The organism is Acidobacteriota bacterium (assembly GCA_016195325.1).
GTDB lineage: Bacteria > Acidobacteriota > Polarisedimenticolia > JACPZX01 > JACPZX01 > JACPZX01.
In genome coordinates, this window is sequence record JACPZX010000105.1 from 64,551 (window position 1) to 84,024 (window position 19,474).

Here is a 19,474-nt window from a genome sequence, read left to right on the forward strand (position 1 = left end):
GGGCGGCTCCCTCAGGGCGTCAGGTCGCGCCGAGCGTCCTGCGGAGCGCGGCCGACGTGACCGACTTGGGCCTCATGATCGGCGTCCCCAGCGCCCGGTTCAGGATTGCCTGCGCGGCGATGCCGAGCGACCGGGAGACGGCGAAGAGGACCGTGTAGTAGTCGAACTCGGTCAGGCCGAAGTGGTGGAGAAGCGACCCGGATCCCGCATCGACGTTCGGCCATGGGTCCTTCGCCTTCCCCTGCTCGACGAGGAGCTTCGGCACGATCTCGTAGAGACGCTCGACGATGCGGAAGACGTCGTCGTTCGGGCAGGAGCTCTTTCCGAAATCGAGGAAGGCGGTGAAGCGCGGGTCGGTCACCCTCAGGACTGCGTGGCCGTAGCCGGGGATGACGCGCCCCGACGCCAGCGTCTCGGCGCAGTGCGCGCGCAGGTCGGCGTCGGTCGGGACACCGCCGAACTTCTTCTCGACGTCGAGGACGAAGCTGAGGCATTCCTGGTTCGCGAGACCGTGCAGCGGGCCGGCGAGCCCGCTGAGCCCCGCGCTCAGGGAGTAGTAGAGATCGGAGAGGGCCGAGCTGACGGTCGCGGCGGTGAAGGCCGAGACGTTGCCGCTCTCGTGATCGCAGTGCACGACCATGTAGAGCCGGATGAACCGGGCGAACTCTCCCTTGCGATCCGGGAGCCCGAGCATGCGCGCGTAGTCGGCGCCCCAATCGAGATTGAGATCCGGCGCGATCCGCCCTTCCTTGCCCGTGTGCATCCGGTAGATCCCGGCCGCGATCTCCGGAAGGCGGGCGATCAGCGTGAGCGAGTCCTCCAGCATCGGCTCCCAGTACTCGCTCTTCTTCATCCCCGCGTCGTACCGGCGCCGAAACTCGGACTCGCGCTCCATGGCGAGGATCGCCGTGGTGAGCATCGCCATCGGGTGGGCGTCGCGCGGGAGCGCCTCGAGCACCTTCCACACGTAGTCGGGAACGCGGCTGCGCGTGCGCAGCTCCATGTGGAGCGCCCCGACCGCGTCGGCGTCGGGAAGCTCGCCCGTCAGAAGGAGGTAGAAGACCTCCTCGGCGGTCTTCGTGGTGAGATCGGCGATCGGGATGCCGCGGATGACGAGCCCGCGATCGGGGTCGACCGACGACGTGTCGCACAGGAGGCTGTTCACCCCCCGGAGCCCGCCCATGAGCTGGCTGAGCGTGACCTTCGAGACCACCGCGTCGGGAAATTTTTCCTGGAGCCCCCGGACTTCCTGCCGGTACGAGGAGATGACCTGGCTCAGTCGGTCCTTCAGCGTTCCCGTGATGGCAGGCATGACGATTCCTCGGCTACGCTCTCGACACGGTCGCCCGCGGTTCGGTTGGCTCTACCAACCTGGCGATCGTGGCAATTCCCGTGCCCGACGCTTTGTTTCGCAAGTTTAGGTCGGGACGGAGGTTTTGTCACCACCCGGCGAACGGCGGCGTGATCTCACCCAACGCGGTGCGATCGATGGCGCTGTCCCGCGCGTCGGTCCTGAGGCGGAAGGGTGCGCGGGCGCTCCATCGGTTGCTATCATGCGGGCCTCCCGGGGACGGAAGCCGCGCGCACGAACCATCCGGGACCTCGTTCGCCCCGCCGCGCGCGTCACGGAGCATCCATGATCGCCACACGAAGGGACGCGACCGAGGAGATCCTTCACGGCCACGTCGTGCGGGATCCCTTCCGGTGGCTCGAGAACGGCGATGCTCCCGAAGTCAGGGAGTGGGTCGCTGCCCAGAACGAGAGGACGCGCACGACGCTGGGTGCGGTCCTGGGCCGCGCCCGGATTCGGGAGCGTCTCGGCGCCCTCCTGGCGGTCGGCTCCATCTCGGTCCCGGTGCTTCGCGGGGGGCGGCTCTTCTACTCGCGCCGCGACGGCTCGATGAACCAGCCCGTCGTTCGCCTCCGCGACGAGACGACGGGCGAGGACCGGGTCCTCCTCGACCCCAACCGGCTCTCCACGGAAGGGACCACGGCGCTCGACTGGTCCTACATCTCCCACGACGGGCTCCGCGTCGCGTACGGGACCTCCGAGAGCGGCAGCGAGCGCAGCACGCTGAGGGTTCGCGACATCGAGACCGGCGCCGACTTCCCCGACGTCATCCCCGACACCCGCGCCTGCTCCGTCGCGTGGGAGCCGGACGGGAGAGGGTTCTACTACACGCGCTATCCCGCGCCCGGGAGCGTCGCGGCCGGGGACGAGAATTACCGTCGCCGCGTCTTCCACCATCGCCTCGGGGACGATCCGTCGCGCGATCCGGCGATCTTCGGCGAGGGGCGGGCCGATGACGACTGGCCGAACGTCGAGATCTCTCGCGACGGACGATGGCTGATCGTCGAGGAGTCGCAGGGGTGGAAGAAGTCCGAGGTCTATCTCCGCGATCTTCGCGGAGGGGGCGCGTTCGTCCCCGTGATCGAGGGGTCGGACGCCCTCTACTCGGTCCAGCCGCTGAACGAGCTTCTGCTCATCCACACGAACGAGGGGGCCTCGACCTACCGCGTCTACACCGCGGACCCGGCCGGGCCGGGGCGATCGGGCTGGCGCGAGGTCATCCCCCCCTCCGCGGACGTCCTGCAGTCGGTGGGGGCGTACGGCGGCCGCCTCGTCGCCCACTATCTCCACGGCGCCTGCTCGCGCCTGCGGGTCTTCACGATCGACGGGCGCCTCGAGCGGGAGATCGATCTGCCCGCGCTCGGAACCGTCTTCTCGATGTCCGGCGAGTGGGATCACCCGGTCTTCCACTACGGGTTCACGTCGTTCACCGTCGCGCCGAAGGTCTTCCGATTCGATCTTCGCACGGGCGAGGTCTCGCTGTGGGAGAGCGTCGCATCGCCGATCGACGAGGGCGCCTTCGAGATCGAGCAGGTGCGCTACGAGAGCCGGGACGGGACGCCGATCTCGATGTTCGTCGTGCACGCCCGCGGCCTCCGCCGCGACGGCAGCCACCCGTGCCTCCTCACGGGCTACGGGGGGTTCAACGTGTCGTTGACCCCCGCGTTCGACCGCGACGCCTTCCTCTGGTTCGAGCGCGGCGGCGTGATGGCGATCCCGAACCTCCGCGGCGGCGGGGAGTACGGCGAGGCGTGGCACGAGGCGGGGATGCTCGGCAACAAGCAGAATGTGTTCGACGATTTCATCGCCGCCGCCGAGCACCTCGTCGCCCGCGGGTACACTCGCCCGGAGCGGCTCGCGATCCAGGGGGGCAGCAACGGCGGGCTGCTCGTCGGCGCCGCGCTGACGCAGCGCCCCGACCTCTTCCGGGCGGCCATCTGCGCCGTGCCTCTCCTCGACATGCTCCGCTACCACCACTTCCGGATCGCGAAGCTCTGGATCCACGAGTACGGATCCCCGGACGTTTCGCGGCAGTTCGAGTGGCTCCACGCCTACTCGCCCTACCACAGGGTGCGTGACGGAGTCGCGTACCCCGCGGTGCTGCTCATGACGGCCGAGTCGGACACGCGCGTCGATCCGATGCACGCCCGCAAGATGGCCGCGCGCCTCCAGGAGGCGACACGAGCCGTCGGACGACCCGTCCTCCTGAGGATCGAGTCCCGGGCGGGCCACGGCGCCGGGAAGCCTCTCGCCAAGCAGCTCGACGAGCAGACCGACATCTACTCGTTCCTGTTCGACCAGCTCGACATGGCGGGGTAGCGTCCGGCCTCGTCAGTCGGCGCTAGAGTGGGCTAGACTGAACCCATGGCACCGTTGGACCAGAACTTCCTTCGAGAGTTTTTCGGAAACCTCACCGATCGACCGCTCGAACCCGACGACAAGCAGTACGTCCATCTCTACGAAGTCCCCGAGCTCAAGGGAAACGATCCGGTCGAGCTCCTGGCCCGAGGGATCGAGTGGACGTCAGGAGAAAGCGTCCAGCTCCTCTCCGGGTTTCGTGGGACCGGCAAGAGCACCGAACTCCGACGCCTGCAGAAGCGTCTTCAGGCGGCCGGCCACGTGGTGTTGCTTTGTGACATCGAGGATTACCTAAACCTCTCGACCAACGTGGACGTGAGCGATTTTCTGGTGGCCTTGGCGGGAGCATTCGGAGATGCGGTTGCCGCTCAGTCACTCCTGAAGAAGCACCCGGCGCAAGAGAGCTACTGGACTCGGCTCGTGAACTTCTTCACGCGGACCAATATTTCACTCAAAGAGCTGGAGCTGGAAGCGAAGACTGAGGGACCCGTCTCCATCGGTGGTACGCTCAAGGCCAACCTGAAGAGCGACCCGAGCTTTCGCCAACTGCTCCAAAAGAAGATGGCGGGATTCCTTGGGGCGCTCGTCGCGGATGTTCGTGCCTACGTTGAAGAATCCGTCAAGACGCTTCGGAAGGAACACGGGGCAGACGCCAAGATCGTGCTTCTTGTGGACTCCGTGGAACACATCCGCGGCACGTCCGTGAATGCATCGGCGGTCCAAAGCTCGGTCGAGACTCTCTTCGCTGGTCACGCCGACAAGCTTCAGTTCCCTTATCTCCACGTCGTCTACACGGTTCCACCCTACCTGAAGGTCCGGTACCCAAACCTCGGATCGCTTTTCGCTCCCGGAGGCGTTCAAGTTCTGCCCGCACTCAAGATCAGGCACGAGCACGACGGGAAACCGTTCAAGCCCGGGCTAGAAGCGATGAGGCGTGTCGTGGGACAGCGCGGAGACTGGAAGAAACTACTGGGCGAGGAAGCGGTCTTGGACGGCTTGATACTTCAGTCCGGGGGACACCTTCGTGACCTTCTCCGCATCGTGGCGGAAATCGTCAGGCGCGCAGGTGCGCTCCCGGTACCCAAGCCGACCGTCGACGCCGCAGTCAACCAAATCCGGACTGAGTTTCTTCCCATCGCGGATGCGGACGCAGTTTGGCTGGAGAGGATCGCCCGCACCCACAAAGCGTCGCTCGAAGATGCCGCTCGCCTCCCGGACCTGGCCCGATTCCTCGACACACATCTGGTCCTTTGCTACCGCAATGCCTCGGAATGGTACGACGTTCACCCGCTCATCCTCGAAGAGATCCGGGCTCAGGCACAGCTGGCGAGCTCGCGCCCTTCGCCGTCCTGAGTTCAGGGCTATCAGCATGGACGAAGCCAGCTCCGCGGAAGAGAGTCTCAGCGCCGCGGGAGAGATGGAGTGGGCACGGCTTCGCCGGCAACTCGATCTGGCCACCGGATTCTGGCTGGGCTTTGTTTTCTCGTCTTCTCCCCGTGAAGTCCGAGTCTTTGAGCGCCGATCCGAGCACTTTCTGAAGACTCGCGCGAAGAACTGCCGAGTGTTGCGACCTGGGTCACCAGAGGAACTCTCGACTCTGGCTTCGAGTTTGCTCGTTCCCGACTCGTCGGTCGGTGAATGCCTTTGGGTGGAAGCCATCCGCGCCGATTCCCCGCTTGCTGATGACAGTACTTCGACTCCTTGGACAACGGCGTGGGACGAGCTATTCCTCCGCCTGAACGAGCGGAGAGATGCGCTTCGCCGTCGCCGTTGGGGTGGTGTCATCCTCGCAGCGCCGCCGCACGTCAAGTCGCGCGCCCGCGATGCAGCTCCCGATCTCTGGTCGATTCGATCGCTCGTAGTCGAGTTGCCGCTCTCATCGGAGCGGTTCCGAGGTAGTGCGTTTCTTGGCCGCCCCCTGGACGCGGGAGACGTGACTCCGAGTCCTTCGGGCACCCCTTCGCCTGATATTGCATTCGCGCGGGACGAGGTGCATCGCCGCCGGCATTCAACTCCGCCCGATCCCCGAGGGTTGGCGCTGGCGCTCACACTCCTCGCGCAGCGTCTCATCGTCGAGGATTCGGCGCCACAGGCTGCCGACTCGGCACGAGAGGCTGTCGCGCTACTCGAAGACGGCTCGGGAAGGGCGTCTACTGAGTTGTCCGGGGCGCTCTGGGTTCTCAGTCGAGCGGAAGAGGCGATTGGAGACCCCGCCGCGGCGTTCGAGCACATCGATCGTGCCATTAAGATGGCGCGCGGTAGTCGTGATCCGCGGATCATCGGGTGGCTGCGTCATCGCGGTAGCTACGCGAGCGAGAGAGGGGATACCGAGTCTGCCCTCCGCTCGTACGAGGAGAGCGTCGTTCTCGCCCGCGAGCAGGTGGTGACCAACAACGCAGATTCGGACGCGCTTCTGAGCCTCTCGGTCAGTCTTGAGAAGCTCGGCGACGTACAACTGGACAATCGAGATCTCGTTGCCGCCACCGCCGCCTTCGGGGAGTCACTGGCCATCCGCCGGCGCCTTCTCCAGACCTACGGCGAGAACCCACAAACGCTTCGGGACGTCACCCTCAGCCTCGGGAAGCTCGGTGATGCGCGGCGGGTCAGCGGTGATCTCGCTGCCGCCACCGCTGCTTTCGAGGAGTCTCTCGCCATCCGCCAGCGCCTTCTCCGGACCTACGGTGAAAACCCACAAACGCTTCGGGACGTCAGCGTCAACCTCGGGAGACTCGGAGATGTGCGGCTGGACAAGGGTGACCTCGCTGCTGCCACCACCGCGTTCGAGGAGTCGCTCGACATTTGCCGGCGCCTTCTCCAGACGTACGGCGAGAACCCGCAAGCGCTTCGGGACCTCGCCATCGACGTTGGGAGGCTCGGAGACGTGCGGCTGGAAAAAGGTGATCTCGCTGCCGCCACCGCAGCCTTCGAGGAGTCGCTCGCCATTTGCCGGCGCCTTCACCAGACCTACGGCGAGAACCCGCAAACGCTTCGGGACGTCGCTGTCAGCCTGGGAAGGCTCGGCGACGTACGCGGGGCAAGCGATGACCTCGCTGCCGCCACGGCCGCGTTCGAGGAGTCGCTTGACATCGATCGACGACTTCTCCAGATCTACGGCGAGAACCCACAAACGCTTCGCGATGTCGCCTTCAGCCTCGAGAGGCTCGGCGACGTGCGGCGGGACAAGGGTGATCTCGCTGCCGCCACCGCCGCTTTCGAGGAGTCGCTTGGCATCGATCGACGCCTTCTGGAGACCTACGGCGAGAATCCACAAACGCTGGGGGATGTCGCCGTCAGCCTTGAGAGGCTCGGCGATGTGCGGCGGGACAAAGGTGATCTCGCTGCCGCCACGGCCGCTTTCGAGGAGTCTCTCGTCATCCGCCGGCGCCTTCTCCGGTCCTACGGCGAGAACCCACTAACGCTCCGGGTCGTCGCGGTCAGCCTGCAAAAGCTCGGTGACACGCGTCGGGACAGCGGTGACCTTGTTGCCGCGACTGCGGCATTCGAGGAGTCGCATGACATCCGCCAGCGGCTTCTCCAGATCTACGGCGAAAATCCGCGAGCTGGTTAAGACGTCTCCGAAGCTCGGGAGCGACTGCGGGCACTCAAACAGATCTCGAGAAACATTGGTTGATTCTCGGAACTCGCTGCTGGCATCGGCGCAGTCTCTTCTACCTCCCGGAAATCGAAAGCACCGCGGTCCCCTCGACCCTTCCGTCGCGCGCGTCCGTCAGCGCCTCCACGGCCTTTTCGAGGGGGTAGAGGCGGGTCTGAGGCCGGATCGGGATGCCGGCCGCCTCGCGGAGCAGCTCCTCGCCATCGGCGCGCGTGTTCGCCGTCACGCTCGTGAGCCGCTTCTCGCGGAAGATGTGAGGCCCGTACTCCATCGCCGGAATCGTCGAGACGTGGATGCCGGCGAGCGCCAGCGTCCCGCCCGCGCGGAGCGACCGCAGCGCGTGAGGGACGATCTCCCCTGCTGGCGCGAAGAGGATCGCGCCGTCGAGCGCCGCGGGCGCCGGATCGAACGTCTCCCCCACCCACGCGGCGCCCAGCCGGCGCGCGAGCCGCCGGTGCGCCTCCTCGCGGGTGAAGACGAAGACCTCGCACCCGCGGTGGCGCGCGATCTGGATCGTGACGTGCGCGGAGGAGCCGAAGCCGAAGATCCCGAGGCGGCCGCCGGGGGGAACCTCGCTCCGGCGGAGAGCGCGGTATCCGATGATCCCCGCGCAGAGGAGCGGCGCGGCCTGCTCGTCCGTGAAGACCTCGGGGATCCGGTAGGCGAACGCCTCCGGCACGAGAGCCCACCCGGCGTACCCCCCGTCGGCGTGATACCCGGTGAAGCGGGCGGCCGGGCAGAGATTCTCGTCGCCGCGGAGGCACTCGGCGCACGATCCGCACGTTCCCCGAAGCCACGCGATCCCGACCCGCTCGCCCACGCGGAGGCGCGAGCACGAACGGCCGAGGAGATCCACCACACCCACGGCCTGGTGGCCGGGGACGATGGGCATCGTCGCCGCCGGGAGATCCCCTTCGATGATGTGGAGGTCGGTCCGGCAGGTGGCGCAGACCGAGACGCGGATGCGCGCCTCGCCGGGACCCGGCTCGGGCGCCGCGAACTCCTCCAGCAGGAGGCGGCCGGCGGCGAGCGGCCCGATCTCGCGGAGTCGCATCCCTTTCATGAAGTGCTCTCGAGGGCGGCTTGGTGGGCCCAGCAGGACTCGAACCTGCGACCTTGAGATTATGAGTCTCCCGCTCTAACCCGCTGAGCTATGGGCCCCCAACGGCTCGCACACGGGAATCCTACCACCCTCGCGCCCGCCGGGGCGCGCAGCCCCCCGGAGTTCAACCGTTTCCCCCGATCATTAAGGGGGGCTGTCATCTTGAGTGGCTCATGGGGTAACATGGGGCGACTCGCCGGAATAGGTGAGGCCGGAAAGTCCATCCGACTCCCACCGTAAGTATGCGCTCCGGCCGGGGAGGAGGTACGCGGTGAGGATTTACGTCGGCAATTTGTCGTACGAAATGACCGATGACGATCTCAGGGGGATGTTCGAGCCCTACGGTGAGGTCTCTTCGGCGAACGTGATCACCGACAAGTTCACGGGGAGCAGCAAGGGGTTCGGGTTCGTCGAGATGCCCGCGCGCGAAGCGGGTCAGAAGGCGATCTCGGAGCTCCGTGGCCGTGAGGTTCGCGGCCGTGCTCTGAACGTGGACGAGGCCAAGCCTCAGGGCATGGCCGGCGGTGGTGGCGGTGGTGGTGGACGTCCCGGCGGTGGCGGCGGACGCCCCGGCGGCGGCGGTGGTCGTGGACCTCGCGGCGGCGGCTTCGGCGGCCCTCGCGGCGGCTACTGAGCGCCGACAAAAAACAGGCAACTCGCTGAAATCGAGTCGATGAACTAGGCCCGCTCCCGCTTCAGGTAGACGGTTGCCAGAGGCGGGAGTGTCAGCGCCAACGAATACGGCCGGCCCTGGTGCGGGATTTCGTCCGACTCGACGCCCCCCAGGTTCCCAACATTCCCCCCGCCATACGACTGCCCGTCGCTGTTGAGGAGCTCCTGGTAGTGTCCGGCCGCGGGCACGCCGAGGCGATACCCGTGGCGGGGGACCGGCGAGAAGTTGGTGACGACCAGAACCGAATCCGCGGGATCGCGCCCCTTCCTGAGGAACGAGACGACGTTGGCGTCGGCATCGCGGAAGTCGATCCACTCGAACCCTTCCCACCCGAAATCGATCTGGTGCAGCGACGGCTCCGCCGCGTAGAGGTGCAGGAGATCGCGCACCCACCTCTGGAGCCCGCGGTGGGCGTCGAGCCCCAGCAGATGCCAGTCGAGGCTCACGTCGTGGTTCCACTCCGCCCACTGGCCGAACTCCCCTCCCATGAAGAGGAGCTTCTTGCCCGGGTGCCCGACCATGAATCCGTAGAACGCTCGGAGGTTCGCGAACTTCTGCCAGTCGTCCCCCGGCATCTTCGAGATCATCGAGCCCTTCATGTGGACGACCTCGTCGTGCGACAGCGGCAGCATGAAGTTCTCGGTGAAGGCGTACAGGAGCGAGAAGGTGATCTTCTCCTGGTGGTATCGACGGTGGATGGGATCCTTCTCGATGTAGTCGAGCATGTCGTGCATCCAGCCCATGTTCCACTTCAGATCGAACCCCAAACCCCCCATGTAGGTCGGGCGCGAGACCATGGGCCACGCCGTCGACTCCTCGGCGATCGTCAGCACGTCGGGGTGGGCCTGGTGAACGATCTCGTTGAACTTCTTGATGAACTCGACCGCCTCGAGGTTCTCGCGACCACCGAAACGATTCGGGATCCACTCCCCCTCCTCGCGCGAGTAGTCGAGGTAGAGCATCGAGGCGACGGCATCCACGCGCAGGCCGTCGATGTGGTACTTCTCGAGCCAGAAGAGCGCGCTCGCGAGGAGAAAGTTCCGGACCTCGTTCCTCCCGAAGTTGAAGATGCGCGTGTTCCAGTCCTTGTGGACTCCCAGGCGCGGATCCTCGTGCTCGAAGAGGTGCGTCCCGTCGAAGTACGCCAGCGCGTGGCCGTCGTCCGGAAAATGTGCGGGGACCCAGTCGAGGATCACGCCCAACCCCGCGCGATGGCAGGCGTCGACGAAGCGCATGAAGTCGTGCGGCGTTCCGAACCGGCTCGTCGGCGCGAAGTACCCCGTGGGCTGATACCCCCACGAGCCGTCGAACGGATGCTCCGTGACCGGCAGGAGCTCGATGTGCGTGAACCCCATCGCCTTCGCGTAAGGGACGAGGGTGTCGGCCATCTCGCGATACGTCTGCCAGCGGCCGGCCTCGTCCGGCACGCGCCGCCACGATCCGAGATGGACTTCGTACACCGCCATCGGCGCGTCCAGGGCGTTGTGCCTGCGGCGCTCCGCCATCCACTCGGCGTCCGCCCAGGCGTACCCGTCGAGGTCGCGCGTGACCGACGCCGTGTCGGGGCGCAGCGTCATCGCGCGGCCGTACGGATCGGCGCGATCCGATCGGTAGCCGTGGTGGCGTGAGGCGACCTCGTACTTGTACAGCGCCCCGTCGCGGACGCCCGGGACGAAGAGCTCCCAGACCCCGCTGCTGCCGCGCGGCCGCATCGGAAATCGCCGGCGATCCCAGAAGTTGAAGTCCCCGACGATGCTGACGTGCGCCGCGTTGGGAGCCCAGACCGCGAAGTGGTAGCCGGCGACGTCCGAGAGCGTCATCGGGCGGGCCCCGAGTCTCTCGTAGATACGCTGGTGCGTCCCCTCCGAGAACAGGTGCAGGTCGAAGTCGGTCAGGACGGGGGGGAAGGCGTACGCGTCGTGAATCTCCTCGAGGGCGCCGTCGGCCCACGTGACCTTGAGCCGGTACGCGCCGGGCTCCGCGTCGAGGGAGCCCTCGAAGAAGCCGGCGGGATGGATCTTCTCCATCGGCAGGGGGCGCGCGGCGCCCGCGACGAGCACCCCGGCCGCGTGGGCGCCCGGGAGAAACGCACGGACGGACCAGCCGCGCTTGGCGCCGTCGCCCGCGGGATGCGGCCCGAGGACGGCGAAGGGATCGCCATGACGGCCGGCGCAGATCGCCTCGACCGCGTCGCGATCGACGCGGGCCTTCGACGATCCGCGCTGCGCCGCCACCCTACTTGAGTCGCTTGACGATGTGATATCCGTAGGGGCTGTTCTTCTGGTCGTAGTCCGCGATGCCGATGTCGCCGACCTTCAGCGGGAAGCCGGTGTTGCCGAAGGCGGGGACCATCCTCCCGCGGGGAAACTCCCCGGGGTTGTTGGCGACGCCGTTGTTCGACATGGAGTAGATGCCCGGCGGCATGTCGTTCGTGTACTCCTTGACCAGCGCGTCGAAATCCTCGCCCTTCCGGGCGCGCTCGAGAAGCTGATACGCCAGAGTCTTCGCGTCCTCGAGCGATCTCGTGATGTTCTTTCCGGGGACCGATCCCTTGAAGCCGATCAGGATGTGCTGCACCTGGATGTGATCCGGCTCGGCCGCCTTCGCGGGCTCGGCGGGCTTGGCCGCCTCGGCGGGCTTGGTCTGCTCGGGCGGCGCGGCCGCCGGTGCGGCGACGCTCCCGGCCGCGACAAAAGCGAGAATGAGTGCGGTCTTCAAGCGATTCCTCCCCGGGACGATCGTCCCGACACGAAAGATCGAAGGCGCGAGGTCAGGGCTACTTCTTCGTTTCCTTCTGCATGGCCTTCATCTTCTGCATGAGGCCGGCGGTCCACTTCTCGTACTGCTCGTTGTTCACCTCGAAGGTGCCGTACATGTAGTTGGAGCCCGTGTAGTCGTAGTTCGCGCCCGCGTCGGTGTACTTCAGCTCGGCGGTGGCCCCCTGCTCGTAGGTCTTGTGGATCGGATCGGCGCCCGGAGGGTTGGTGATCTTCGTGCTGCCGCCGAGGCCTCCCTCGATCAGGTGCCCGGTGAAGGTGCCGTACTGCCCGAGCGTGACCTTGTGCTCCTTCCCCTTGATCTCGCGCGCGATCGGAACAACTCGAATCTCGGTCTTCTTCGACGCCTCGGCCGGAAGGGTGTGCGCCGCGATGTCGCGAAGGGCGGCCTGCTGCTCCTTGCTCCCCTTCTCGTCGATGTAGAGGTAGGCGAACTTCCAGTTCCCCATCGAGTCCATCATCGACTCATTGTCCGGGCTCTCGCCCATGAACCCGTACGCGAGTCCGTCAAGCTGGGTGGCACCGTACGTCCCCTTCTGGATGAAGACGAACTCGCCACCGCCGCACGACATGCGCGTGGGCTTCGAGCCGAACCAGCAGGGACAGGCGGCGTTGCACGAGCAGGCTTCCTCGAGCTGCCCCGTGATCTTCCAGGGGGTCTTCGCCTCGGCCTTCGGCGCCTCGGCCGCAAGGGTGGCTGCCGTGACGAGTAGAAGGACACCCAGTGCTGCGATGAGCGGACGACGTGCCATCTTTCGTTCCTCCTCGACCGTTCGTTTCGACGCGGAATACCGCCGACCGTGGACTGGCGCCGATTCTATCGGGGGGCCCGCTCCGGAATCAACCGATCTCCCCCGCCGGGGCTTGACCCGACGGGCCCGCTCGTGTGTCAGATCGAGGCATGCATTCCCGACGAATTCCCGCGGGCCGCCCGCCCGCACCCCCCCGGCCACCGGGATTCCGGGTTGCGCGGGCGCTCCTCATCGCGCTCCTCGCGGCGCCCGCCTCGGTCGTCCACGTGGCGGCCCTGGACGCCCAGGTCCCCCCGGCCGCGCCGGAGCCCCCGGGCGTCGCGGCTCCCCCGACGGTCCTCGAGGGGACTCCGCCGGGAGGGTTTCCCTACCGGCTGACGATGCCGGCCGGCTCAACGGAAGGGCGGCCCAGCCGTCTGGTGATCTGGCTCCACCCTACCGGCGGCTCCTGGAACCAGGAGGTCGAGAAGCTCGCCCCCATCTTTCTGAAGCACCACCTCTCCCTCCTCGTCATCACGGAGAAATCGTTCGCGGGGTGGACGGACGAAGAGGCGCGCCGGCTCTTCGGCCGCACGATCCCGGAGGTCGCCGGAGTCTCCGGGATCGACGCCCGCCGACCGTTCCTCATGGGGTTCAGCGGCGGCGGGCAGCTCGCCATCGCGCTCTGGCACAGCCGTCCCGGGAACTACGGCGGAGTGATCCTCGACGCGGCGTACCCGATCGTGAGCGATCAGGGGAAGCAGGAGCTCATGGAGGTGCCGCCCGGTGACGCGACGCGCGGCGTTCCCGTCTTCGTCCTCGTCGGCGAGAAGGACTCGGTCACGGCCACCTGGAAGAAAGTCGAGGGAAAATGGCGCCGGGCGGGGGTCCCGCTGACGGTCCGGTACATCCCCGGGAAAGGGCACCAGTGGCTCTTCGGGCCGGACGAGGTCGCGGCCCTCGACGCGTGGCTCGGCTCGCTCCCCGCCTCGAGCTGATCCCTCGGACGCCGTCAGGTCGTCGTTCGACCGCCCGTCACGCGATGCTCCCGCCGCAGGACGAGCCCGAGCCGGCCGTGCAGCCGTAGCAGTGGTTCCCGGTGACGATCCGCCGCCGGGAGAGCGACGCCGCGTCGAAGTCCCGGATGTGCGTGGGCGCGCCGTGATCGACGGTGAGATCCAGCATCTGGTTGAAGTCGCAGTCGTACAGGCGGCCGTCCCACCCGACGGAGAGGGTGTAGCGGCACATGACCCCTTCGGCCGCCGCGGAGTTGAATGCGGTGGCGAGCCGCTCCATGTACCCCTCGTAGTTCCCCGACTCGATCAGGAACTCGAGGAAGCGGCTGATCGGCATGTTCGTGATGGTGTAGAGCCGGTTGAAGACGACGCCGTGCTCGCGCGCGAGCTTCGCCTTGAAGTGCGCCTCCTGGGACCTCTGCCCCGCCGGAAGGAAGGCCCCCACGGGGTTCGTCACGAGGTTGAGCGAGAGCCCCGTCCCCTCCCGGCCGTAGCCGAGCCCGTTCAAGAGATGCAGCGCCTCGATCGACTTGTCGAAGACCCCTTCGCCCCGCTGCGCGTCGGTCTGGGACGACGAGAACGACGGCAGGGAGGCGATGATCTCCACCCTGTGGGAGGCGAGAAAGGCCGCGAGGTCGGCCTGCGACGGGATCAGGAGAACCGTCAGGTTGCAGCGATCGATGACGCTCCGGCCGAGGCGGCGCGACTCCTCGACGAGGTAGCGGAAGCTCGGGCTCAGCTCGGGAGCGCCGCCGGTGATATCGACGGTGGGGATGTCGGTGCGCGCGAGGGCGGCCATGCACAGCTCGGCCGTCTCCGGCGTCATGACCTCGCGGCGATCGGGGCCGGCGTCGACGTGGCAGTGGCGGCACGTCTGATTGCACACCTTGCCGACGTTGATCTGAAAGGTGGTGATGCCGCTCGCCGCCAGAGGCTGCAGGCCGGCCCGGGCGATCCGATCCTCGAACCGGGCGACCTCGCCCGGCGCCTGGAGACGGCGCACCTGCTCCCTCGCGGAGGCGAGAGGATTGTCCCGCTGTTTGAGCGTTCGGATCAGAAGGGGCACGGGCCCTCCGGGTGACGCCTACATCGAGATTTTCGCGGCCACGTTCCGCATCTGCACGCCATGGACGAGGGAGGATCCGCCGCGGATGGCGCAGGCCACGTGCACCGCCTCGGTCATCTCCTCGACGTTCGATCCCTTCTCGAGCGACGCCTGCGTGTACGCGTCGATGCAGTAGGGGCACTGGACGGTGTGCGCGACCGCAAGCGCGATCAGGGCCTTCTCCCGCTCGGTGAGCGCCCCTTCCGCGAAGACGGCGCTGTAGTAGGCCATGAACTTCTCCCACAGCGCGGGGTTGCCCTTCGCCATGTCGGCGAAGTGTCCGAGGTCTTTCGGATGGTAGTAGGTCTCCATGAGTCCCCTTTCGATGCCGCGGCGCTCTCAAGGGTTTCGATCGCTGCGGGAGCCGGAAGCCTGAAGCCTAGCACCGGGTTTCGCGCGTGTCCGCGGGCTCAGGCCCCGAGGAGGAAGCCGAGGGCCATCGCGAGGCCTATCCCGACGCTCACGAGCCCCGCCGCGACGCGAAGGGTGGCCTGCATCCGGCCGGCCGTCGCCCCCCCGAGGGCGAACGGAAGACCCACGAGCGCGCTCATGCTGGCCATCCCGAGGGTGGAGCCGATCGCGAAGACGACGATGTACGTGAGCCTCGCTCCCGCGGTCGGGATCGTGGCGATGATGAAGAGCATGAGGGCCGCGCTCCCCGCCATCCCGTGCAGGAGGCCGACGAGGAAGGGCCTCAGGCTCGAGCCCGGGCGGCTCGCGATCAGCCGCGCGCCGGCCGGCAGCCCGTGGTGCGTCGCGTGAGCCGCGTCGGTCCCGGGACGGTGGACGTGCGGGTGAAGGTGCTCGCCCCCGCCGTGCGCGTGCGAGTGGCTGTGGAGGACCGCGCCGCGACGGAAGCCCCACAGAAGCCTCGCGCCGAGAATGATCAGCACAGCCCCGACGACGCCCTCGAGAGTCGCCGCCACGCCGGGAGGGATCTGGAGGCCCGTGAAAACCACGAGGAGCCCCGCCGCCGTGAGCGCGACCGCATGCCCGACACCCCACCTCACCCCCACGAGCGACGCGCCGAGGACCGTCCGCCGCCGATCGCCGATCATGGTGGCGACTGCGGCGAGATGGTCCGCGTCGAGCGCGTGCTTGAGGCCCAGGCTGAATCCGACCCCGAGCGCCGAGAGGATGGTCGTGTCCATGGAAGGCTCATTCTAACCGACGCCGGAGTTGGAGTATCCTTGAAGCACCCGCAGGTCCTCCCGGAGGCACACCATGGCCACGGAAAATGTCGCCCACCGATCCATCGGCCTGCGCCGGCTCGCGACCCTCGCGCTTGCGCTCGCGATCGCCTTCGTCGCCGCGGCCGGTGCGGCCCCATCCAAAGCACCCGCCACGAAGTCGAAGGCCCCCGCGACGGATCCGAACGCCCCGGAGAAGCAGTTCGCCGCCACGATCGCCAGCGGGACCAGGGTTCAGGTGTCGGTCTTCCCGAACCTCCATTGGCCGGGCAAGATCGTGAGGTTCGATCCCTTCATCCCGAAGACCGACGCGAACATCCACAGCCTCGCGCTCAACTCCATGTGGGAGATCTACGGGCGCCAGCGCGGCTCCTTCCAGCAGAGCGACGCGACCATCTCGTCGCGCCCGGACCTCGGAGCCATCATCGTCTACCACCTCAGGAGCGGCTCGAAGTTCTGCGTCTACCCGGTCAGCAGCGACGAGAAGGGGACCACGCTCGCCGCCCTCAAGGTCTGGATGGAGTGACGATGGGAGCGACGATCACCGGATCGGCCCACGAGATCTCGCGCGACGAGATTCGATCGCGCCTCTCGGATGCCACGCTCCGGATCGTCGACGTGCTGGCGCGCGCCTCCTTCAAGTCGTCCCACATCCCGGGGGCCGTCAGCCTCCCGCTCGCCGATCTTCCCGCCCGCGCGCGCGCCGTTCTTCCCGATCTCTCCCAGTCGATCGCCGTCTACTGCGCCAGCTTCACATGAGACGCCGGCGCGCGGGCGGTCGGCCTGCTGAGGGACATGGGCTACACCGACGTGCGCCACTATGCCGGAGGTCTCGCCGACTGGAAGGCGAGCGGTGAGAGTATCGAGTCGGGAGCGGCGGCGGCCCCGAGGCGAGTGTCCGCGGCCGCGATCGATCTCCTCGCCGAGCGGACGATCGGCGGCCTCTTCGCCCTCTGGTTCGCCGTCATCCTCGCCTTCGGCGTCCTGTACTGGCTGGCCGACACCTGGCACGGCCACGGCCTCCTCGCCGGCTCCAACCCTGTCGACGCGTCGATCGAGGGATTTCTCCAGGCCCTCTACTTCAGCTTCGTGACCGCCCTGTCGATCGGCTACGGGGACGTCGTCCCCGTCGGGCCGGCGCGGCCGCTCGCGATCGCCGAGGGGGCGGCGGGGCTCATCATCTTCGGCTGCGTCATCTCGAAGCTCGTCTCGCGGAAGCAGGAGGACATGGTCGAGGAGATCCACCGGATCGCGTTCGAGGACCGGCTCGGCCGCGTGCGATCGAACCTGCACCTCGTCCTCTCGGAGCTGCAGCAGATCGCGGGAGCGTGCGAAGGCCGAACGGTCGATCCCGTGAGGATGATGGCGCGCATCGAGAGCGCCACGACCGTCTTCGTCGGGGAGCTGCGCACCGTGCACGACCTTCTCTACCGGCCGCAGCAGGTCCCCGACGAGGAGGTCCTCGAGTCGATCCTCGCGAGCCTGGCCGCCGGATTGAACGAGCTGGCGGACCTCCTCGCCTCCCAGCGCGAGCTGAAGCGCTCCGCCCCCTTCTCGTCCACGCTCCGCTCCGTCTCGACGCTCGCCGAGGAGATCTGCGGCGAGTGCGTCCCCCGCTCCCACGCCCCCTCGCTCAAGAGCTGGATGGATCGCGTGCAGGCGCTCTCGCGGTCCCTCGCCTGATGCCCCGCACCGCGCACCTCATCGGCATCTGCGGCACCGGGATGGGCTCGCTCGCGGGGCTCCTGAAGGACGCCGGCCTTGCCGTCCGCGGCTCGGATGCCGACGTCTACCCGCCCATCTCGACGATGCTCGAGGCGATGGGGATCCCGATTCTCAAGGGGTACCGCGCCGAGAACCTCGACCCCGCGCCCGACGTGATCGTGGTCGGCAACATCGTCGGCCGCGCGAACCCGGAGGTCCAGGCGCTTCTCGCGCGGGGCCTCCCGCACGTCAGCATGCCCGAGGCCCTCGGCGAGTTCGTCCTCGAGGGGCGCCACTCAATCGTCGTCGCCGGCACGCACGGGAAGACGACCACGTCGGCGCTGATGAGCCACGTCCTCCTCGCCTCCGGGCGCGATCCGTCGTTCCTCGTCGGCGGCGTCCTCATCGGCAGCGAGCGGTCGTACCGCTTCGGCTCGGGGCCTCACGTCGTCGTCGAGGGGGACGAGTACGAGACGGCCTTCTTCGACAAGGGGCCGAAGTTCCTCCACTACCGCCCGCGCACGGCGATCGTGACGAGCGTCGAGTACGACCACGCCGAGATGTTCGCGTCGATCGAGGCGGTCGAGGAGGCCTTCCGGAAGTTCATCGCCATCGTCCCGGCCGACGGAACTCTCGTGGCCTGCGCCGACGATCCGCGAGTCGTGCGTCTGGCCGAGGCGGCGCGGGCGCCGGTCGTCACGTACGGCCTCGATGCCGGGTCGCTCCGAGGGCGGGAGATCTCCGCTGGGCCTTCGGGGATGACGTTCGAGGCGTCTTCGTCCGGCCGTCCGCCGATGCGCTTCTCGACGCCGATGACGGGTCGCCACAACCTCGCGAACGCCCTCGCGGTCATCGCGGCGTCGCGGTCGCTGGGCCTGGCCGACGCGGAGATTGCGGCGGGGCTGGTCACCTTCCGCGGCGTCCACCGGCGGCAGGAGATCGTCGGCGAGGCGGCGGGGGTGACGGTCCTCGACGATTTCGCCCACCACCCCACGGCGGTGCGCGAGACGATCCGCGGAGTCCGCTCGCGCTTCCCCGGGCGCGACGTCTGGGCCATCTTCGAGCCGCGCACGAACACGACGCGGCGCAGCGTCTTCCAGGCGGAGTACGCGACGGCGTTCGATGCGGCCCATCGCACCGTCATCGCCGCCGTCGATCACCCCGAGCGCGCTCCGGAGGGCGAGCGCTTCGACGCCGAGAAGCTCGTCGCGGACCTCAGGGGCCGGGGCCTCGACGCGCTCTACATCCCCACGGTCGACGCCATCGTGGCACACGTCGCCGAGGAGACGCGCCCGGGCGACGTCGTCCTGGTGATGTCGAACGGGGCGTTCGGGGGGGTGCATCGAAAGGTGCTGGACCGGCTCGGCGGACATGCCGCCGATTCGGCTCGATCGCGCTGAGGTTCTCATGCCCGAGAAATGGTCGACGAGCGAGCTTCGAGAGATTGTGCGCGACTACTTCGAAATGCTGCGTCTCGTGATCGAAGGCAGACCGATCAACAAAGCGGCGCTGTTACGTTCGCTCCAGCCGAAACTCGCGTCCCGGTCACGCGGTTCGATCGAGTTCAAACGCGAAAACATCAGTGCGGCGATGCTGGATCTGCGCCTTCCTCCAGTTCCGGGCTACAAGCCGAAGTGGAACTACCAAAGAGACATTCTCCCGGCAATCTGTGAGGTCTTCCAGAGACACCCCGAGTACCAGTCGATGATCGAGGCGGATGTGAGCCGGGGTGTATCCCCGCCGGAGGTGACCGACATCCTGAAGTGCCTCCAGAATCCTCCAAGCAGCGCGACACTCCCGGACGAGCCGCCGGAGCCGCCCGAGGACTGGAAGAACCCGAATCGCTGGGATTCC

Annotated in this window: 18 protein-coding genes and 1 tRNA gene; 10 read left to right on the forward strand and 9 right to left on the reverse strand. The window is 67.5% G+C overall.

All coding sequences use genetic code 11. The features are described 5' to 3' along the window. Nucleotides 1-19: 19 nt before the first annotated feature. A complete protein-coding gene (locus HY049_18130; GenBank protein ID MBI3450819.1) occupies nt 20-1,312 on the reverse strand; it encodes a citrate (Si)-synthase in 1,293 nt (430 codons plus the stop codon). 324 nt (nt 1,313-1,636) lie between these two features. On the opposite strand from HY049_18130, the gene HY049_18135 reads away from it, so the two are divergent. The 3 genes from HY049_18135 (at nt 1,637) to HY049_18145 (ending at nt 7,277) form a co-directional block, all read left to right on the forward strand. Further along, the gene (locus tag HY049_18135) at nt 1,637-3,670 is read left to right on the forward strand and encodes a S9 family peptidase (GenBank protein ID MBI3450820.1); all 2,034 of its coding nucleotides are present in this window, start codon (nt 1,637-1,639) and stop codon (nt 3,668-3,670) included. A gap of 45 nt (nt 3,671-3,715) precedes the next feature. Then, complete coding sequence (locus HY049_18140) at nt 3,716-5,062, forward strand: hypothetical protein (GenBank protein ID MBI3450821.1); 1,347 nt, start codon at nt 3,716-3,718, stop codon at nt 5,060-5,062. Nucleotides 5,063-5,741: 679 nt separating this feature from the next. After that, nucleotides 5,742-7,277 (forward strand): tetratricopeptide repeat protein, encoded by a 1,536-nt coding sequence (locus HY049_18145; GenBank protein ID MBI3450822.1) that lies wholly within the window; start codon nt 5,742-5,744, stop codon nt 7,275-7,277. Between the two features lie 100 nt (nt 7,278-7,377). On the opposite strand, the gene HY049_18150 is transcribed toward HY049_18145, so the two are convergent. Continuing rightward, the gene (locus tag HY049_18150) at nt 7,378-8,385 is read right to left on the reverse strand and encodes a zinc-dependent alcohol dehydrogenase family protein (GenBank protein MBI3450823.1); all 1,008 of its coding nucleotides are present in this window, start codon (nt 8,383-8,385) and stop codon (nt 7,378-7,380) included. Nucleotides 8,386-8,406: 21 nt separating this feature from the next. After that, nucleotides 8,407-8,483, reverse strand: a tRNA-Ile gene (locus HY049_18155). Nucleotides 8,484-8,695: 212 nt separating this feature from the next. Here HY049_18155 and HY049_18160 point away from each other — a divergent pair. Then, on the forward strand, nt 8,696-9,058 hold the full coding sequence (locus HY049_18160; GenBank protein MBI3450824.1) for an RNA-binding protein: 363 nt from the start codon (nt 8,696-8,698) through the stop codon (nt 9,056-9,058). Nucleotides 9,059-9,102: 44 nt separating this feature from the next. Here the strand turns inward: HY049_18160 and glgB are convergent, their stop codons facing one another. From glgB to HY049_18175, 3 genes are read right to left on the reverse strand one after another with little or no spacing between them, the layout of a single operon-like run. Next, entirely contained in the window at nt 9,103-11,358 is a 2,256-nt protein-coding gene (gene glgB / locus HY049_18165) for a 1,4-alpha-glucan branching protein GlgB (GenBank protein ID MBI3450825.1), read from the reverse strand. After that, on the reverse strand, nt 11,333-11,815 hold the full coding sequence (locus HY049_18170; protein MBI3450826.1) for a peptidylprolyl isomerase: 483 nt from the start codon (nt 11,813-11,815) through the stop codon (nt 11,333-11,335). The genes glgB and HY049_18170 overlap by 26 nt, the downstream gene beginning before the upstream one ends. A gap of 58 nt (nt 11,816-11,873) precedes the next feature. After that, a complete protein-coding gene (locus HY049_18175; protein ID MBI3450827.1) occupies nt 11,874-12,626 on the reverse strand; it encodes a DUF1326 domain-containing protein in 753 nt (250 codons plus the stop codon). A gap of 149 nt (nt 12,627-12,775) precedes the next feature. Here HY049_18175 and HY049_18180 point away from each other — a divergent pair, with 149 nt between their 5' ends. Then, nucleotides 12,776-13,603 carry a hypothetical protein gene (locus HY049_18180; GenBank protein ID MBI3450828.1) on the forward strand — a complete coding sequence of 276 codons (828 nt, stop codon included), beginning with the start codon at nt 12,776-12,778 and terminating at the stop codon, nt 13,601-13,603. Nucleotides 13,604-13,640: 37 nt separating this feature from the next. Here the strand turns inward: HY049_18180 and arsS are convergent, their stop codons facing one another. The 3 genes from arsS to HY049_18195 form a co-directional block, all read right to left on the reverse strand. Beyond that, a complete protein-coding gene (gene arsS, locus HY049_18185; GenBank protein MBI3450829.1) occupies nt 13,641-14,675 on the reverse strand; it encodes an arsenosugar biosynthesis radical SAM protein ArsS in 1,035 nt (344 codons plus the stop codon). A gap of 30 nt (nt 14,676-14,705) precedes the next feature. Next, nucleotides 14,706-15,038, reverse strand: coding sequence for a carboxymuconolactone decarboxylase family protein (locus HY049_18190; GenBank protein MBI3450830.1), 333 nt, complete (start codon nt 15,036-15,038; stop codon nt 14,706-14,708). Nucleotides 15,039-15,136: 98 nt separating this feature from the next. Next, nucleotides 15,137-15,877 carry an urease accessory protein gene (locus HY049_18195; GenBank protein MBI3450831.1) on the reverse strand — a complete coding sequence of 247 codons (741 nt, stop codon included), beginning with the start codon at nt 15,875-15,877 and terminating at the stop codon, nt 15,137-15,139. 73 nt (nt 15,878-15,950) lie between these two features. Between HY049_18195 and HY049_18200 the strand changes: the two genes are divergently transcribed. The 5 genes from HY049_18200 to HY049_18220 all read left to right on the forward strand — a co-directional run. Continuing rightward, the gene (locus HY049_18200) at nt 15,951-16,442 is read left to right on the forward strand and encodes a hypothetical protein (GenBank protein MBI3450832.1); all 492 of its coding nucleotides are present in this window, start codon (nt 15,951-15,953) and stop codon (nt 16,440-16,442) included. Between the two features lie 2 nt (nt 16,443-16,444). After that, the gene (locus HY049_18205) at nt 16,445-16,675 is read left to right on the forward strand and encodes a rhodanese-like domain-containing protein (GenBank protein ID MBI3450833.1); all 231 of its coding nucleotides are present in this window, start codon (nt 16,445-16,447) and stop codon (nt 16,673-16,675) included. Between the two features lie 36 nt (nt 16,676-16,711). After that, nucleotides 16,712-17,599 carry a two pore domain potassium channel family protein gene (locus HY049_18210; GenBank protein ID MBI3450834.1) on the forward strand — a complete coding sequence of 296 codons (888 nt, stop codon included), beginning with the start codon at nt 16,712-16,714 and terminating at the stop codon, nt 17,597-17,599. Next, nucleotides 17,599-19,020, forward strand: coding sequence for a UDP-N-acetylmuramate:L-alanyl-gamma-D-glutamyl-meso-diaminopimelate ligase (gene mpl / locus HY049_18215; GenBank protein MBI3450835.1), 1,422 nt, complete (start codon nt 17,599-17,601; stop codon nt 19,018-19,020). The genes HY049_18210 and mpl overlap by 1 nt, the downstream gene beginning before the upstream one ends. 7 nt (nt 19,021-19,027) lie before the next feature. Continuing rightward, a partial coding sequence (locus HY049_18220) for a hypothetical protein (GenBank protein MBI3450836.1) occupies nt 19,028-19,474 on the forward strand: 447 nt, incomplete at its 3' end.

Excerpts from the sequence above, each read along its gene's own strand:
- HY049_18130 (MBI3450819.1), bottom strand. The coding sequence starts at position 1,312 with ATGCCTGCCATCACGGGAACGCTGAAGGACCGACTGAGCCAGGTCATC.
- HY049_18135 (MBI3450820.1), top strand. The coding sequence starts at position 1,637 with ATGATCGCCACACGAAGGGACGCGACCGAGGAGATCCTTCACGGCCAC.
- HY049_18140 (MBI3450821.1), top strand. The coding sequence starts at position 3,716 with ATGGCACCGTTGGACCAGAACTTCCTTCGAGAGTTTTTCGGAAACCTC.
- HY049_18150 (MBI3450823.1), bottom strand. The coding sequence starts at position 8,385 with ATGAAAGGGATGCGACTCCGCGAGATCGGGCCGCTCGCCGCCGGCCGC.
- HY049_18175 (MBI3450827.1), bottom strand. The coding sequence starts at position 12,626 with ATGGCACGTCGTCCGCTCATCGCAGCACTGGGTGTCCTTCTACTCGTC.
- HY049_18180 (MBI3450828.1), top strand. The coding sequence starts at position 12,776 with ATGCATTCCCGACGAATTCCCGCGGGCCGCCCGCCCGCACCCCCCCGG.
- HY049_18190 (MBI3450830.1), bottom strand. The coding sequence starts at position 15,038 with ATGGAGACCTACTACCATCCGAAAGACCTCGGACACTTCGCCGACATG.
- HY049_18195 (MBI3450831.1), bottom strand. The coding sequence starts at position 15,877 with ATGGACACGACCATCCTCTCGGCGCTCGGGGTCGGATTCAGCCTGGGC.
- HY049_18200 (MBI3450832.1), top strand. The coding sequence starts at position 15,951 with ATGGCCACGGAAAATGTCGCCCACCGATCCATCGGCCTGCGCCGGCTC.
- HY049_18205 (MBI3450833.1), top strand. The coding sequence starts at position 16,445 with ATGGGAGCGACGATCACCGGATCGGCCCACGAGATCTCGCGCGACGAG.
- HY049_18210 (MBI3450834.1), top strand. The coding sequence starts at position 16,712 with ATGGGCTACACCGACGTGCGCCACTATGCCGGAGGTCTCGCCGACTGG.
- mpl (MBI3450835.1), top strand. The coding sequence starts at position 17,599 with ATGCCCCGCACCGCGCACCTCATCGGCATCTGCGGCACCGGGATGGGC.